Source organism: Lelliottia sp. SL45 (assembly GCF_026672535.1).
GTDB classification, from domain to species: Bacteria; Pseudomonadota; Gammaproteobacteria; order Enterobacterales; family Enterobacteriaceae; genus Enterobacter; species Enterobacter nimipressuralis.
Genome location: NZ_JAPPRH010000003.1, coordinates 2,723,225 through 2,739,320 on the forward strand (window position 1 = coordinate 2,723,225; position 16,096 = coordinate 2,739,320).

A 16,096-nucleotide genomic window follows, 5' to 3' on the forward strand; every position below is an offset into this window, starting at 1 on the left:
ATATCACGGCAGGTGAAAGCAGAATAGCGCGAAGGCAATCCTCCAGGAGAATTCCTGGTACCGATCAGGCTGGCAGCGCGCCCGGCTCCATCCGCAGCGTCGGGCAGAACTGGCACATCTCCAGCAAAATGGCGACGTAGCTGCGTGCTTCTTTTTTCAGGTCAAAGGACTGCGGGGCAAACAGCCAGTTTTCCATCAGCCCGGAGATATAGCTGCGCATCAGGATGGCGGTGCGGCGGGTGAGTAAATTTTCCGGCAGCATATTCGCCTGAATGCATTGATTCAGAGTATATTCGATGCGATCGTAGCTCTCCAGACACAGGCTTCTCTGCGCCTGTTGCACTACGGCCATTTCACCGACAAACTCACATTTATGGAAGATGATTTCCATCATCAGGCGGCGTCTTTCTTCAATGACCGTCGCCTCAAGGACATGGACCAGAATTTCTCTCAGAACTGAGAGTGGATCGTCAGGGAATTTTGCCCGATACTCAGTCTCAAGATCGGTAATACTGGATTCTGATAACTCCCAAATTTCACTGAATAAATCTGACTTATTTTTGAAATGCCAGTAAATCGCTCCCCGTGTGACGCCAGCGGCCTGAGCAATCTGCGCCAGAGAGGTTGAAGAAACCCCCTGCTGCGAAAACAGACGTAATGCCACATCCAGGATGTGTTGACGTGTCTCAAGCGCTTGTTGTTTGGTTTTTCGTGCCATACGTCAATGAATTTACAGGAGTCAGATTTACATACATTTATGAATGTATGTACCATAGCACGACGATAATATAAACGCAGCAATGGGTTTGCGGACTTTTGATCCATTGATCAATTTGAAATCGGACACTCGAGGTTTACATATGAACAAAAACAGAGGGTTAACGCCTCTGGCGATCGTTCTGATGCTCTCAGGCGGCTTAGCGCTTACAGGATGTGATGAGAAACAGGCTCAACAAGGAGCACAGCAGATGCCAGAAGTAGGTGTCGTTACGCTGAAAACTGAACCTCTTCAAATCACCACAGAATTACCAGGCCGTACAAGCGCTTACCGCGTTGCGGAAGTTCGTCCTCAGGTTAGCGGCATTATCCTGAAACGTAACTTCACCGAGGGTAGTGATATCAAAGCGGGTGTTTCTCTGTATCAGATTGATCCGGCAACCTATCAGGCCTCGTACGACAGTGCGAAAGGTGACCTGGCGAAAGCCGAAGCGGCAGCCAAAATTTCTCAGGTGACCCTGAACCGTTATAAAAAGCTGCTCGGCACGCAGTACATCAGCCAACAGGATTACGACACGGCGCTGGCCGATTCTCAACAGGCTAACGCTGCGGTACTCGCTGCAAAAGCCGCTGTTGAAACGGCACGCATTAACCTGGCGTACACCAAAGTGACCTCCCCTATCAGCGGTCGCATTGGTAAATCAGCTGTCACCGAAGGTGCGCTGGTGCAGAACGGTCAGGCCACCGCGTTGGCTACCGTGCAGCAGCTTGATCCGATCTATGTTGATGTTACGCAGTCCAGCAACGATTTCCTGCGTCTGAAACAAGAGCTGGCAAGCGGTGCGCTGAAGCAAGAAAACGGCAAAGCAAAAGTGGAGCTGGTGACCAGCGATGGCATCAAATTCCCACAGGCTGGCGCGCTGGAATTCTCTGACGTGACCGTCGATCAAACCACTGGTTCTATCACCTTACGCGCAATCTTCCCGAACCCTGACCACACGCTGTTGCCAGGTATGTTCGTGCGTGCCCGTCTTGAAGAAGGCACCAACCCAACCGCACTTCTGGTGCCACAGCAGGGCGTAACACGTACGCCACGCGGTGATGCCAGCGCGCTGGTTGTGGGTGCGGATGACAAAGTCGAAACGCGTCAAATCACTGCTACGCAGGCGATTGGCGACAAATGGCTGGTGACGGACGGTTTGAAAGATGGCGATCGCGTGATTGTCACTGGTTTGCAAAAAGTACGTCCTGGCGCGCAGGTGAAAGCGCAGGAAGTCAAATCTGACGATAAACAACAAGCCGCAGCCGGTGGCCAGTCAGAACAAACCAAGTCTTAACTTAAACAGGAGCCGTTAAGACATGCCTAATTTCTTTATCGATCGCCCCATATTTGCGTGGGTGATCGCCATCATCATCATGCTTGCAGGGGGACTGGCGATCCTGAAGCTGCCCGTAGCGCAATATCCAACGATTGCGCCGCCAGCAGTTTCGATCACCGCGACCTATCCTGGGGCTGATGCAAAAACGGTGCAGGACACCGTGACTCAGGTTATCGAACAGAACATGAACGGTATCGATAACCTGATGTACATGTCCTCCAACAGTGACTCAACCGGTACGGTTCAGATCACGCTGACCTTCGAGTCTGGTACGGATGCGGATATCGCGCAGGTTCAGGTGCAGAACAAACTGCAGCTGGCGATGCCGTTACTGCCGCAAGAAGTCCAGCAGCAGGGTGTAAGCGTGGAGAAATCCTCCAGTAGCTTCCTGATGGTTGTCGGCGTTATCAACACCAACGGCACCATGACGCAGGAGGATATTTCCGACTACGTGGGCGCCAACATGAAGGACGCCATCAGCCGTACTTCAGGTGTGGGTGACGTTCAGCTGTTTGGTTCCCAGTACGCGATGCGTATCTGGATGGACCCGAACAAACTGAACAACTTCCAGCTGACCCCTGTCGACGTGATTAGCGCGATTAAAGCGCAGAACGCCCAGGTTGCAGCCGGTCAGTTAGGCGGTACACCGCCGGTGAAAGGGCAGCAGTTGAACGCCTCTATCATCGCGCAGACCCGTCTGACCTCCGCCGATGAGTTCAGCAAAATTCTGCTGAAGGTCAATCAGGATGGTTCTCAGGTTCGCCTGCGCGACGTTGCGAAGGTTGAGCTGGGCGGTGAAAACTACGACATCGTGGCGAAGTTTAACGGCCAGCCGGCTTCCGGTCTGGGGATTAAACTGGCGACCGGTGCGAACGCCCTGGATACCGCGACCGCGATCCGTGCTGAACTCGCAAAAATGGAGCCGTTCTTCCCGTCAGGTCTGAAAATCGTTTACCCGTATGACACCACACCGTTCGTTAAAATCTCGATTCACGAAGTGGTGAAAACGCTGGTCGAAGCGATCATCCTGGTGTTCCTGGTTATGTACCTGTTCCTGCAAAACTTCCGCGCGACGCTGATTCCAACCATCGCCGTTCCGGTCGTACTGTTAGGGACCTTTGCAATACTGGCGATATTCGGCTTCTCGATAAACACCCTGACGATGTTCGGGATGGTGCTCGCCATCGGCTTGCTCGTGGATGACGCCATCGTGGTGGTCGAAAACGTCGAGCGTGTGATGGCCGAAGAGGGGCTGCCGCCGAAGGAAGCGACGCGTAAATCCATGGGCCAGATCCAGGGCGCGTTGGTCGGCATCGCGATGGTTCTGTCTGCGGTATTTATCCCGATGGCCTTCTTCGGTGGGTCAACCGGTGCGATTTACCGTCAGTTCTCCATCACCATTGTTTCGGCAATGGCGCTGTCGGTTCTCGTGGCGTTGATTCTGACCCCTGCTCTCTGTGCCACCATGCTGAAACCTGTTCAGAAAGGCGGCCACGGCGAGCATAAAGGCTTCTTCGGCTGGTTTAACCGCATGTTCGATAAGAGCACGCACCATTACACCGACAGCGTAGGCAACATTCTGCGCAGTACTGGTCGTTATCTGCTGCTCTATATCATTATCGTCGTGGGCATGGCATTCCTGTTCGTTCGTCTGCCAAGCTCCTTCCTGCCAGATGAAGACCAGGGCGTGTTCCTGACGATGGCACAGCTTCCGGCGGGTGCCTCGCAAGAACGTACCCAGAAAGTGCTGGATGAAGTGACCAACTACTACCTCACCAAAGAGAAAGCGAACGTTGAATCCGTGTTTGCGGTTAACGGCTTTGGCTTTGCGGGTCGTGGTCAGAACACCGGTATCGCCTTCGTTTCTCTGAAAGACTGGAGCGAGCGTCCAGGCGATGAGAACAAAGTCGAAGCGATCACCGGGCGTGCGATGGGAACCTTCTCGCAGATTAAAGATGCGATGGTATTCGCCTTTAACCTGCCAGCGATCGTCGAACTGGGTACGGCAACCGGCTTCGACTTCCAGCTGATCGACCAGGGCGGTTTGGGTCACGAGAAACTGACTCAGGCTCGTAACCAGCTGTTTGGCGAAGTGGCGAAACATCCTGATCTGCTGGTCGGTGTGCGTCCTAACGGCCTGGAAGATACCCCGCAGTACAAGATCGATATCGACCAGGAAAAAGCACAGGCGCTGGGCGTGTCTATCAGCGACATCAATACCACACTGGGCGCAGCCTGGGGCGGTAGCTACGTCAACGACTTCATCGACCGCGGTCGTGTGAAGAAAGTGTACGTGATGTCTGAAGCGCAGTACCGTATGTTGCCGAACGATATCAACAACTGGTATGTGCGCGGCAGCGAAGGTCAGATGGTTCCGTTCTCCGCCTTCTCTACTTCACGTTGGGAATACGGTTCACCGCGTCTGGAGCGTTACAACGGCTTGCCATCGATGGAAATCCTTGGTCAGGCGGCACCAGGCAGAAGTACCGGTGAAGCGATGAACCTGATGGAAGAACTGGCGGCGAAACTCCCTTCCGGCATCGGCTACGACTGGACGGGGATGTCCTATCAGGAACGTCTGTCCGGCAACCAGGCCCCTGCCCTGTACGCCATCTCGCTGATTGTGGTGTTCTTGTGTCTGGCAGCATTGTACGAGAGCTGGTCGATTCCGTTCTCCGTCATGCTGGTGGTACCACTGGGTGTTATCGGTGCGCTGCTGGCCGCGACATTCCGTGGCCTGACCAACGACGTTTACTTCCAGGTGGGCCTGCTGACAACCATTGGCTTGTCGGCGAAGAACGCGATACTTATCGTCGAATTCGCCAAAGATCTGATGGATAAAGAGGGCAAAGGTCTCGTTGAGGCCACGCTGGAAGCGGTACGTATGCGTCTGCGTCCAATCCTGATGACCTCCCTGGCGTTTATCCTCGGGGTAATGCCGCTGGTTATCAGTACCGGTGCGGGTTCCGGCGCGCAGAACGCCGTGGGTACCGGCGTAATGGGCGGGATGATTACCGCAACCGTACTGGCTATCTTCTTCGTTCCGGTGTTCTTCGTGGTGGTACGCCGCCGCTTTAGCCGCAAGAATGAAGATGTGGAACACAGTCACTCAGTAGATCATCACTGATACCGGTTTCACATGCTAAAAAGGCCGCAAATTGCGGCCTTTTTCTTTATCTGACGAAAATCATAAATTACGCTTATTGTTCGTTTATTTATTTTATGTCACCGCATTGAACTTCTGTTGTTTAAAGTCATCGTTAATCCTTACGGCAATTATTTAATTATTTCGTTTGCCCGAAAGATATTAGGATTATTCCTGGCGGTTTTAGGTAATGAGGAAGATTTGGGATTCCACATTTCAGGTGTAAGTTTTAGCTAACATGATGAATCCTAAGGTAGCCGACAAAATCTCTGCCATGATTTAGATAAAATTGGCACCGTGAATGAGGGAGATTCAGAGACGAACGGCGGCTAACGTTTTAATTGTAATTTTTCGTAATAGCGCGGTGAAATCTTGATCAGCATGGCTTATAGTTAAAGACATCAGGAAACAGCACCCGTTAAGGTAAGCTAGTTGTATCCATCCCGACAGCGTTGCTCGGGTGAGTAAAGAATCACTCAAAAGGGGATGCGCTATGGACGAATACTCGCCAAAAAGGCATGATATCGCGCAGTTGAAATTTCTCTGCGAATCCTTGTACCATGACTGCCTTGCCAATCTTGATGAAAGTAACCATGGCTGGGTTAATGATCCGACCTCCGCAATCAATTTGCAGCTAAATGAACTCATAGAGCATATAGCAACCTTCGCACTTAATTATAAAATTAAGTACAATGAAGATAATAAATTGATTGAGCAAATTGATGAATATCTGGACGACACCTTTATGTTGTTCAGCAGTTACGGCATTAACACACAAGATTTGCAAAAATGGCGTAAATCGGGAAACCGCCTATTCCGTTGTTTCATCAACGCGAGCAGAGCTAACCCGGTCAGTCATTCATGTTAAAATTATTACAATTACTAAGGTGAATTTATGTCTGATAAACCATTAACAAAGACAGATTATTTGATGCGCTTGCGACGCTGCCAGTCACTGGACACCCTGGAGCGTGTTATTGAAAAGAATAAATATGAACTTCCCGATCATGAACTGGCTGTATTTTATTCAGCAGCCGACCACCGCCTTGCAGAGTTAACGATGAATAAACTGTATGACAAAATCCCAGTATCTGTGTGGAAATTTGTCCGTTAATACGTAGTGCTTTGTTTTGAGGTTATATCATTACCTTCTTACGCTGAATTCACCTTTCGATATACGATCCCTGCGTGGCAAACAGACCCATCGTTTCAAACGTGCACGTCGGCAACAATGTTGTGATTATCATCACATCAGCTTAATGGGAACGTTCCCTTTCACGACGAGGTTCTTTACGCTGTAGCGTCAGGACCATTCCCGTGAGGTTTCCCATGAGTGAAGAAAAACAGAAAATGATTGCCGGTGAGCTTTACCGCCCCTCTGATGACACATTGCGGGTAGAGCGTCTGCGCGCGCGCCATCTGGTTCATCGTTATAACCATACGGAACCCGATGCTAAAGTTGAGCGTCGGGCAATATTGACGGAGCTTCTCGGCCAGGCAGAAGATGCCTATATCGAGCCAAGCTTTCGCTGCGATTACGGCTATAACATTTATCTCGGTAAATCGTTCTACGCCAACTTCGACTGCGTGATGCTGGATGTCTGCCCTATTCATATCGGTGATAACTGTATGCTGGCGCCAGGCGTGCACATCTACACGGCCACCCATCCCCTGGATGCCACAGAACGCAACAGCGGCGCTGAATTAGGCAAACCAGTGACCATCGGTAATAATGTGTGGATCGGTGGTCGCGCGGTAATAAACCCAGGCGTCACGATTGGCGATAACGTGGTGGTGGCTTCCGGTGCGGTGGTCACCAAAAACGTGCCGAGTAACGTGGTGGTCGGGGGCAACCCGGCGAAGATCATCAAAACGCTTTAAGGCAGAAGCCGGTAACTGTTATGGTTTTTATGCCCATAACTGTTACTTCTTTCACCCCCACCGCTCCCCTAAAATGGGCAGATCCCCTGTATTTTGCAAAATTCATGAAGGTTATAAATGACAGAGATACAGCGCCTGCTTACTGAAACCATCGACGATCTGAATGCCCGCGAAAAGCGCGATAATCGCCCGCGCTTTAGCATTAGCTTTATCCGTAAACACCCTGGCCTGTTCCTGGCGATGTACGCCGCACTGCTGGCGACGCTGGTCGTTATGCTGCTGTCAGAAACGCTGATCGACTCGGTCTGGCTGCTGGTGGTACTTTTCGTCGTCTTTAACGGCTTTTTCTTTTTCGACGTTAATCCCCGCTATCGCTATGAAGATATCGATGTACTCGATTTCCGCGTTTGCTATAACGGTGAGTGGTACAACACGCGCTATGTGCCGTCGGAGCTGATCAGCAATATTTTGCATTCGCCAAAGGTAGAAGACGAGCAAAAGGCGAAACTGCAGAAAATGATCTCCACCAAAGGTGAACTGTCGTTCTACGACGTCTTCACCCTTTCTCGCCCTGCCACTGCGTAATCAGGGTCTGCAAGCGCCTGATCCCAGGCGCAAACTGCGACGCTGACGTATTCCCGTATCCCAGCACCAGCCCGGTTTGTCCCTGGTTTGTATCAAGGTAGTAACCGCTCAGGGCGGCCGGTGCGAGCTGAAAGGCTCTTGCCTGCTGCACAATCGCTTTATCATCCACACCATCAATAGCAACGGTCAGATGCATACCGCCCTCACCGGCCAGCACCCGATGTGGAACGTGCAGTTCAGCGGCGAGCGCCTCGCGTAGCTGTCGGTAGCGCTTGCGATACAGCCTGCGCATCGCTGCAAGATGGCGCGCGTAGTGCCCCTCTTCGATAAACAACGCCAGGGTGCGCTGTTCGGCGCGATGCCCACCGCGCAGCAGCGAGCCGATGGCCGGGTGCGCAGCGCGGGCTAACGCCTTCGGGAGCACCATAAATCCGGTACGCAGCGACGGAAAGAGCGTTTTACTGAACGTCCCGAGATACACCACCGGCGCGTTCTCCTGCATCCCCATCATCGCTGGAACCAGTTCGCCACTGTAGCGAAACTCGCTGTCGTAATCGTCTTCGATAATCCAGGCATTGTGCTGACGGGCAAACTCCAGCAGCGCCAGCCGCCGGTTAATACTTAACACGCTCCCGTAGGGAAACTGGTGCGACGGTGAGGTGAATATCAGTTTGGGTGAGTGCTCATGGTTTTCCAGACGCATGCCCTCTTCATCGACGGGCATACCGACCATCGTCAGGCCCGATTTGGCAAACACACTTTTCGCCCCGGCGTACCCCGGATCTTCAATCCAGGCGATATCCCTTGTTTCACTCAACAGCTGGGTACAAAGACTGACGCCTTCCAGCGCCCCTTCGGTGATCACAATCTGGCTGGCATCACACTGGATGCCGCGCGAGAGCGCAAGATGACGGGCAATCGCCTCACGAAGCGTAAGCTCACCCGCCGGTGAACCATAGCCCAGCAGCGCACTGCCCTCTTCGCGCAGAACCCGATCGTACAGACGCCGCCACAGAGGCAGCGGGAAATAGTTGATCGCAGGCGTACCGGGGGTAAACGCGGGCACCGGAGTACCACGCGGTGTCGGCGCAGGAAGATTCGCCACCCGGCGCGCAAGGGTGATGTCCAGGGCTTGCGATGACTGCCCGGCGTGACTGTGCGCGAGATGTGCCACCCGCGTGCCCTGTCGGTTGCGCAGCAGATAACCCTCCAGCGTCAGCTGTTCCAGTGCGCCGTTCACCGTGTTACGCGAAATCGCTAACTGTTGGGCGATCAGACGGGAGCCGGGTAACCGGCTGTCGGCCTGCAATCTGCCGCTCAGAATCGCCTCACGCAATGCCCGATACAGCGTGCGCTGGAGTGTTTCAGCCCCACGGCGTTGCAGCGCCTGGGTGATGAGTGTGTAAAAGTCGTCGCCTGGAATGTTCATCTCGCCCTCCGTGGTACCACCATAACACACTCATGTGGACCTTTTTACAGAGCCACATTTTTCTTACTCTGAGGCTCTCTTTAAGCCAACGGGAATCAAGATGAATCAATTCAACCAGTTTGGTCAGCCAGTGGGCGATGAACTTATCGACTGGCAGCCGCGACCGTATCCAGAGCGCGTAGAGCTAAACGGACGCTATTGCACCTTAACGCCGCTACGCCCGGAACACGCCGCCGCGCTGTTCGCCGCTTATCAGCTGGCGGAAGATACCCGCAGCTGGACCTGGCTGTTGCGTGAACCGGATGCAAACGTAGAGGCGTTTACGGCATGGGTTGAGAGCGTCTGCACACTGTCCGATCCGATTCACTTCGCGGTCATCGACAACCAGACTCAGGCTCCCGTCGGCACGCTGGCGCTCATGCGCATCGATCCGAAAAACGGCGTGGTGGAGGTGGGTCATGTCCATTTCTCCCCCCTGCTGAGCCGCACGCCGATGTCCACAGAAGCCCAGTATTTACTGATGCGCTACGTGTTTGAGGTGCTGGGCTATCGTCGCGTTGAGTGGAAATGCAACAGCCTCAATGAGCCATCACGGCGCGCGGCGCTGCGCTTAGGATTTCAGTATGAAGGGCGTTTCCGTCAGGCGCTGGTGACCAAAGGCCACAACCGCGATACGGACTGGTTTTCAATCATAGATAAAGAGTGGGAGACACGGGATCGCGCCTTTCAGAACTGGCTTGCCGCCGACAATTTCAGCGCCGACGGCAAGCAGATAAAGTCCCTGGAAAATTGGCGAATGCTACAGAACTAACGTCTTTTCTTACGTCCCTGCACCGCTTTAAACCGCGGATTCGTTTTGCAGATCACGTACAGGCGGCCTTTGCGTTTAACAATCTGACAGTCCGGATGGCGCTGTTTTGCACTGCGCAGCGAGTTAAGTACCTGCATGATTAACCTCGCTTCGCATTAATGAAACCGCCAAAACGCTGACGGAAACGGGCCGCGCTGCCTTCGGTCGAGAAGGTTTTCTGCTTACCGGTGTAATACGGGTGCGATTTCGATGACACCTCGATGGTGATGTACGGAAACGTCTCGCCGTCGAGTTCGATTTCGCGGTCGGTCTTAATGGTCGAGCCTACTTTAAAATATTCGTTCGCACTGGTGTCGTGAAAAACGACGGTGCGGTAGTACGGATGGATATCAGCTTTCATGGTCATCTCGTCATGTTTTGTTATAACATAACAAAATGGTATCCGAGTCGCGAACAAAAAACAACCCCCGCCGTCAGGCGAGGGTTTAGCTTACTTTTCTTCCGCCTGTTCTTTCCCCACCAGCATGGTCGTCAGGACAAACGACAGCACCAGCGCTATCACCACGCCCGAGAGCGCAAAGATAAAGTAAGGCCCAATATAGGCCGGCAGACTGAAAATGCTCGACAGAATGTAGCCGTAGAGACGAACGCCAAAGAACGCGATAAACGCTGAGGCCAGAGAGCTGGCGACGGTGGCGGCGATAAACGCTTTTTTGTAGCGCGTCAGCACCCCAAACAGCGCCGGTTCCGTAATCCCGAGCAGAGCGGAAATGGCGGCAGACAAGGTCACGGTGCGCTCCTGCCGATCGCGGCTTATACGCCAGATTGCAAAGGTCGCCCCGGCAATCGCCATGTTAGCCATAAACATCATTGGCATCAGCATGTCGTAGCCGCGATCGCTGAAGTTTTGCAACGCGATAGGCGTCATTGCATGGTGCATGCCGGTGAGGATCGCCACCGGACGAATCGCGCCGACCACCAGCCCGGCGAAACTCGCCGACACGCCAAACAAGCCTTCGATAAACAGCGCCAGTCCTTTACCGAGCCAGATGCCAATCGGCCCGATCACCACCAGCGCGGCCAGTGCGCCGAGGAACAGCGTCAGCGTCGGCGTAAAGACCGTTTTCAGTACGTCGGGCATGATGCTGTCCACCCAGCGGTGGATGTAGCTCAAAGCCAGAATAGAGAAAATTACCGGGATCACGCTGGAGGCATAGTTAAAGACCGACACCGGAATCACGTCCAGCAGCCAAATCGCGCTGACCGCCCCTTCCTGATGCGTGGCCAGCGCTTTCGCCGCCTCGATGAGCGACGGATACATCAGACAAGCCGCAACGGCCGCCGCCAGATATTCGTTAGTCTTAAAGATTTTCGCCGCCGAAACGGCAAGGAAAAATGGCAGGAAGTAAAAAACGCCGCTGGCGATGAGATCGATCACCATCACCGTGTCGCTTTTCGCCGAAACAACTTTCAGGGCGATAAGCCCGGCCAGCAGACCTTTGATCATCCCTGCACCGGCAATCGCCGGTACGATCGGGCCAAACACGCCCGACACCGTGTCCATAAACAGCGACACCAGGCTCTTACGCCCTTTTGTCGCCGCAGGTGTCGCGGTGTCGTTATTGCCCAGTACGCTAAGCATTTGCTCGTACCAGCTGTTCACCTTCGGCCCGATAATCACCTGGAACTGATCGCTCTGCAGCTGCGCGCCCAGCACGCCAGGCAGTTTTTTAATCTCGTTTTGATCGACTTTATTATCGTCAATGAGATCAAAGCGTAAGCGCGTCATGCAGTGCCAGACTTTATTTATATTCCCCTGGCCGCCGACCAGACGAATAATATTATTGATGGCTTCTTGCGTCCCCATAAAGACTCCTGCCGGATGTTGTTGTCGTTTTAATGTTGCCATGAGGATAATTAAACCCTCACAACAAAACAAACCAATAAAATTTGATTCCGCTCACACTTAGCCATAACAAAAGCCTAAAAACCCTCATCAATCTAAAATTGGTCTGGTTTTTAATTACTATATCGTTAAATAACTGACCAAAATAAATAGTCAAAAAAACGGTTTACCCGCCAACATTTTTAGGGTGATGATATTCCCCATAACCTATTCCCACAGAGCCCCCAAGGAGTTATTTCGTGACGCCTGTGATGATTAAAAATATCGAATGTTTTATTACCCGCCCGGACCGACATAATCTGGTGACGGTACGTGTCACCACCGACCAGGGGATCACCGGCCACGGCTGCGCCACCTTTCAGCAGCGCCCGCTGGCGGTTAAAACTCTGGTGGATGAGTACCTCAAACCGCTGCTCATTGGTCGCGATGCCAACAATATCGAAGATCTGTGGCAGATGATGAACGTCAACGCCTACTGGCGTAACGGCCCGGTGATGAACAATGCGATATCGGGTGTCGATATGGCGCTGTGGGACATCAAAGGCCAGCTGGCAGGCATGCCGCTCTATCAACTGCTGGGCGGCAAATCCCGCGACGCGATCCCCGCCTACAGCCACGCCAGCGGCGAAACGCTGGAAGAACTGTTCGCCTCCGTGGATTCACTGCTGGCGCAGGGTTACCGGCATATTCGCTGTCAGCTTGGCTTTTACGGTGGCACGCCGTCGGCACTTCACGCCCCGGATAATCCAACGCCTGGCGCCTGGTTCGATCAGCAGGAATACATGGCGAACACCGTCGAGATGTTCCGCGCGCTGCGGGAAAAATATGGCTGGAAGCTGCACATTTTACACGACGTCCACGAGCGACTGTTCCCGCAGCAGGCCGTTCAGCTGGCAAAACTGCTCGAACCGTTCCAGCCCTATTTTATTGAAGACATTTTACCGCCGCAGCAGAGCGCCTGGCTGGAGCAGGTGCGCCAGCAAAGCTGCGTACCACTGGCGATGGGAGAATTGTTCAACAACCCGGCAGAATGGCACGACCTGATCGTCAATCGTCGTATCGACTTCATCCGCTGTCACGTATCACAGATCGGCGGGATCACCCCGGCCATCAAACTGGCGCATCTGTGTCAGGCTTTTGGCGTGCGTCTGGCGTGGCACGGGCCGGGCGACATGACCCCTATCGGCGTGGCGGTGAATACCCATCTGAATATTCATCTGCATAATGCCGCGATTCAGGAGTTCATTCCGCGTTCGCAAACCACGGATGCGGTTTTCCCTGGCGCACCGGTGGCAAAAGAGGGATTTGTCTATCCGCCTGTCAACGCCGGAATCGGCGTGGGCTTCAACGAGGAGCTGGCCCTGGCGCATCCGGTTGTCTACCGCCCGCATGAGTGGACGCAGAGCCGCCTGCCCGATGGGGCGATTCATACACCCTGATTTTGCCGCCAGGTTAAGTTGTCGCGGTTGTAGGGGATGACGTAAGTACAGGTGTAGTTGATGTCGATAATATCGCTCACCTCGAACACGCGTCCTCCGTCGAGAATACCGCGATTATTAATATGCATCGCCGGGCTGCCCTTCTTGCAGCCCAGAATCACCGCCTGTTCGCGGCTGACGCTCACCGCGCGATAGGTGGTCAGCATGTGGGAAATGGTGAAACCTTTGCTCAGCACGTACTGCTGAATCGATCGCTCAATCGCCTGCTGGTTAAGATCGGGAAAATCCGCCACCGGCATGCTGGAGATCTCCAGCTGTACCGGCGCATCATCGACGTAGCGCAGGCGGCAGAAGTGCCAGATAAAACTCTCCTCATCTAGCCCAAAAATCTGCTGCGCGGCGCGATCCGGGCGCGTTTTATGCAGGCTGATCATCCGATAACGGATCTGATCGAAGCGTTTCTCCGTGATCGAGTTATAGACCAGCGGGTTATTGCGCGCCTGCTCGTTGATCCAGATCCCCGACCCCTGCACAATCCGCACCACTCCGATGCTGACCAGCTTTTCCAGCGCCTGGCGAATAGTAAAACGCGACACGCCGTACTCCTCGGCGAGCTGTCTTTCCGGCGACAGCTTACGCGGTCCGGGCGTCGTATCCTGGTAAATTTTGCTCAGCAGATCTTGCGTCACAAACTCTTTTTTTTTCATAAGCCTTACCTGAATGAAATCAAACTCTGCCGCATACTATAAGATTATTATTCAGCGGTAATGTAAATCAGCGGCTCAGAAAGGAAACCCTAGCATGACAACTCGCCAACTGGTCAGTCTGGTGACTGGTGTTCTGATCTTTGCCGTGCTGATCCCCATTTGTCTGAGCGTCTGGATGGCGCACCGCCAGGCAGAAGAGAATTTCGTCGAAGCGCTGGACCGATACTCCTCACGCGTCTTGCTCCGGGCTGATAAAGTCGTAAGCCAGGGAAAAACCGCCTTAAAACAGCTCCAGCCCCTGCAAAGCACGCCCTGTAGTCACGAACATCTCCTCGACATGCGCCGCGTGGCGTTCGCCCTGCGTTACGTCCAGGAAGTGATGTACGTTGTCGACCAAAAGCCGATCTGCTCGTCGCTGGAACAGGTCAGCAACTCCGTACCTTTTCCTGCGCCTGTGCGCACCACCGCCGATGGCTATCGCGCCTGGCTAACGACGCAAAACGATCTGGACGTTAATCGTTTCATGCTGATGCTGGGAAAAGGCCACTACATGGTGGTGATTGACCCGTCATCCCTGATTGACGTTATTCCCTTTGGTTCCTGGCCGATTGATGCCGCGCTGGTCGGCGAGGACAGTAATCGGGTGTTCGCCAGCAGCAACCCGCTGGACCCGCTGCTCTGGAAAAAGCTCCATACGCAGAATCTCACGCGCCTGCAGCATGATGGCTTCATGTATGTGGTCAAAGAGGTACCGGAATTGCGCTATGCCGTGGTCGCCTGGGCCTCCCTGAAACCGTTAAAAGCGAGCTGGCATCAGCAGCTGCTTTTCTGGTTCCCGTTTGGTGCGCTCATCAGTTTATTGGCCGCCGCGTTTATCCTGCGCGTGTTGCGCCGTTTGCAGTCGCCACGCTATCGCCTGTTGGATGCGATCAACGCCCGCGAACTGGTGGTGCATTATCAGCCCATTGTGGCGCTGGATACGGGTAAGATTACCGGCGCAGAAGCCCTGGTCCGCTGGCCGCAGCCGGACGGCAGTATGCTGTCGCCAAACATCTTTATTCCGCTGGCCGAACAGACCGGATTAACCTCCAGGCTTACCCGCCTGGTGTTCGAGAAAGTGTTTGAAGATATGGGCGAATGGCTGCGCCACAATCCGCATCAGCATATTTCGATCAACCTCTCTCCCGCCGATCTGTTTTGCACTGAATTGCCGCCCTTGCTAAGCCGCCTGCTGAACCACTGGCAAATCACACCGCAGCAAATTGCGCTTGAACTGACCGAGCGCGGATTTGCCGATCCGAAGGTGAGCGCGCCCGCGATTGCCAGCTTCCGCCGCTCGGGCCATCCCATTCATATCGACGATTTTGGCACCGGCTACTCCAGCCTCAGCTATCTGCAGGATCTGGACGTGGACATCCTGAAAATCGACAAGTCGTTCGTGGACGCACTGGAGTACAAAAACGTTACGCCGCACATTATCGAAATGGCTAAATCGCTGAAGCTGGCGATGGTCGCCGAAGGGATTGAAACAGAAGGGCAGCTTGAGTGGCTGCGCCGCCACGGCGTGCAGTACGGACAGGGCTGGTTGTACAGCAAGGCCTTGCCAAAAATTGAGTTCATACTGTGGGCAGAGAATAACCTCGATCCAGAGTAATGCCCGGCGAGCCTCGCCGGGCGCACGGATTACTCATCCAGCAGCGGCGCAAATCCGCCGTAGATCATCCTTTTACCGTCAAAGGGCATCGACTCGCCGAACTCTTTCATGCGCGGGTCGGCCATCATCTGCTGGTTCGCCTTATCGCGAACCTCTTTTGACGGATATTCAATCCAGCTAAAGACGACCTCTTCGCCCTCTTCCGCTTTCACCGCCATGCGAAAATCGGTGAGCTTTCCATCGGGAACATCGTCAGCCCAGCACTCCACGATCCGTGTCGCGCCAAATTCTTTAAACAGCGGGGCCGCTTTTGCTGCCATCTCGCGATAAGCCTCCTTATTTTCCGCGGGAACAGCGACCACAAAACCATCAACATACTTCATGAGTCAAACCTCCGAAGTGATCATGCGGCCACCTGGTGTGGCCGCCTCTGACGGATTTAA

At 53.7% G+C, this 16,096-nt stretch carries 16 protein-coding genes; 9 read left to right on the forward strand and 7 right to left on the reverse strand.

The features are described from left to right. Nucleotides 1-64 precede the first annotated feature (64 nt). Nucleotides 65-718, reverse strand: a complete 654-nt coding sequence (gene acrR, locus OVA10_RS19295; protein WP_100777371.1) for a multidrug efflux transporter transcriptional repressor AcrR — start codon at nt 716-718, stop codon at nt 65-67. A 142-nt stretch (nt 719-860) separates the two neighbouring features. Here acrR and acrA point away from each other — a divergent pair, with 142 nt between their 5' ends. The 6 genes from acrA (at nt 861) to OVA10_RS19325 (ending at nt 7,707) form a co-directional block, all read left to right on the forward strand. Then, nucleotides 861-2,054 (forward strand): multidrug efflux RND transporter periplasmic adaptor subunit AcrA, encoded by a 1,194-nt coding sequence (gene acrA, locus OVA10_RS19300; protein WP_100777372.1) that lies wholly within the window; start codon nt 861-863, stop codon nt 2,052-2,054. A 22-nt stretch (nt 2,055-2,076) separates the two neighbouring features. Then, a complete protein-coding gene (acrB, locus tag OVA10_RS19305) occupies nt 2,077-5,223 on the forward strand; it encodes a multidrug efflux RND transporter permease subunit AcrB (protein WP_100777373.1) in 3,147 nt (1,048 codons plus the stop codon). A gap of 511 nt (nt 5,224-5,734) precedes the next feature. Beyond that, nucleotides 5,735-6,109, forward strand: coding sequence for an Hha toxicity modulator TomB (gene tomB / locus OVA10_RS19310; RefSeq protein WP_100777374.1), 375 nt, complete (start codon nt 5,735-5,737; stop codon nt 6,107-6,109). Between the two features lie 27 nt (nt 6,110-6,136). Beyond that, nucleotides 6,137-6,355, forward strand: a complete 219-nt coding sequence (locus OVA10_RS19315) for an HHA domain-containing protein (protein WP_012016344.1) — start codon at nt 6,137-6,139, stop codon at nt 6,353-6,355. A gap of 215 nt (nt 6,356-6,570) precedes the next feature. Beyond that, a complete protein-coding gene (gene maa / locus OVA10_RS19320; protein WP_268196629.1) occupies nt 6,571-7,122 on the forward strand; it encodes a maltose O-acetyltransferase in 552 nt (183 codons plus the stop codon). Nucleotides 7,123-7,239: 117 nt separating this feature from the next. Further along, nucleotides 7,240-7,707 (forward strand): YlaC family protein, encoded by a 468-nt coding sequence (locus OVA10_RS19325; protein WP_100777376.1) that lies wholly within the window; start codon nt 7,240-7,242, stop codon nt 7,705-7,707. On the opposite strand, the gene pdxR is transcribed toward OVA10_RS19325, so the two are convergent. Continuing rightward, nucleotides 7,679-9,136 carry a MocR-like pyridoxine biosynthesis transcription factor PdxR gene (gene pdxR / locus OVA10_RS19330; RefSeq protein WP_268196630.1) on the reverse strand — a complete coding sequence of 486 codons (1,458 nt, stop codon included), beginning with the start codon at nt 9,134-9,136 and terminating at the stop codon, nt 7,679-7,681. The two genes, OVA10_RS19325 and pdxR, sit on opposite strands and share 29 nt — an antisense overlap. A gap of 100 nt (nt 9,137-9,236) precedes the next feature. On the opposite strand from pdxR, the gene OVA10_RS19335 reads away from it, so the two are divergent. Continuing rightward, the gene (locus OVA10_RS19335; RefSeq protein WP_268196631.1) at nt 9,237-9,947 is read left to right on the forward strand and encodes a GNAT family N-acetyltransferase; all 711 of its coding nucleotides are present in this window, start codon (nt 9,237-9,239) and stop codon (nt 9,945-9,947) included. Here OVA10_RS19335 and ykgO read toward each other — a convergent pair. The 3 genes from ykgO to OVA10_RS19350 form a co-directional block, all read right to left on the reverse strand. Then, nucleotides 9,944-10,084 carry a type B 50S ribosomal protein L36 gene (ykgO, locus tag OVA10_RS19340; RefSeq protein ID WP_005125190.1) on the reverse strand — a complete coding sequence of 47 codons (141 nt, stop codon included), beginning with the start codon at nt 10,082-10,084 and terminating at the stop codon, nt 9,944-9,946. The two genes, OVA10_RS19335 and ykgO, sit on opposite strands and share 4 nt — an antisense overlap. A gap of 2 nt (nt 10,085-10,086) precedes the next feature. Next, complete coding sequence (locus OVA10_RS19345) at nt 10,087-10,347, reverse strand: type B 50S ribosomal protein L31 (RefSeq protein WP_095281030.1); 261 nt, start codon at nt 10,345-10,347, stop codon at nt 10,087-10,089. A 90-nt stretch (nt 10,348-10,437) separates the two neighbouring features. Further along, nucleotides 10,438-11,814 carry a PTS transporter subunit EIIC gene (locus OVA10_RS19350; protein WP_123429360.1) on the reverse strand — a complete coding sequence of 459 codons (1,377 nt, stop codon included), beginning with the start codon at nt 11,812-11,814 and terminating at the stop codon, nt 10,438-10,440. Between the two features lie 278 nt (nt 11,815-12,092). Between OVA10_RS19350 and OVA10_RS19355 the strand changes: the two genes are divergently transcribed. Then, the gene (locus OVA10_RS19355; RefSeq protein ID WP_123429361.1) at nt 12,093-13,292 is read left to right on the forward strand and encodes an enolase C-terminal domain-like protein; all 1,200 of its coding nucleotides are present in this window, start codon (nt 12,093-12,095) and stop codon (nt 13,290-13,292) included. On the opposite strand, the gene OVA10_RS19360 is transcribed toward OVA10_RS19355, so the two are convergent. Beyond that, on the reverse strand, nt 13,280-13,999 hold the full coding sequence (locus tag OVA10_RS19360) for a GntR family transcriptional regulator (protein ID WP_100777381.1): 720 nt from the start codon (nt 13,997-13,999) through the stop codon (nt 13,280-13,282). The genes OVA10_RS19355 and OVA10_RS19360 overlap by 13 nt on opposite strands. A gap of 94 nt (nt 14,000-14,093) precedes the next feature. Between OVA10_RS19360 and OVA10_RS19365 the strand changes: the two genes are divergently transcribed. Beyond that, complete coding sequence (locus OVA10_RS19365) at nt 14,094-15,653, forward strand: EAL domain-containing protein (RefSeq protein ID WP_268196632.1); 1,560 nt, start codon at nt 14,094-14,096, stop codon at nt 15,651-15,653. Nucleotides 15,654-15,682: 29 nt separating this feature from the next. Here OVA10_RS19365 and OVA10_RS19370 read toward each other — a convergent pair whose 3' ends face one another. After that, a complete protein-coding gene (locus tag OVA10_RS19370) occupies nt 15,683-16,036 on the reverse strand; it encodes a DUF1428 domain-containing protein (protein WP_102104278.1) in 354 nt (117 codons plus the stop codon). Between the last annotated feature and the right edge of the window lie 60 nt (nt 16,037-16,096).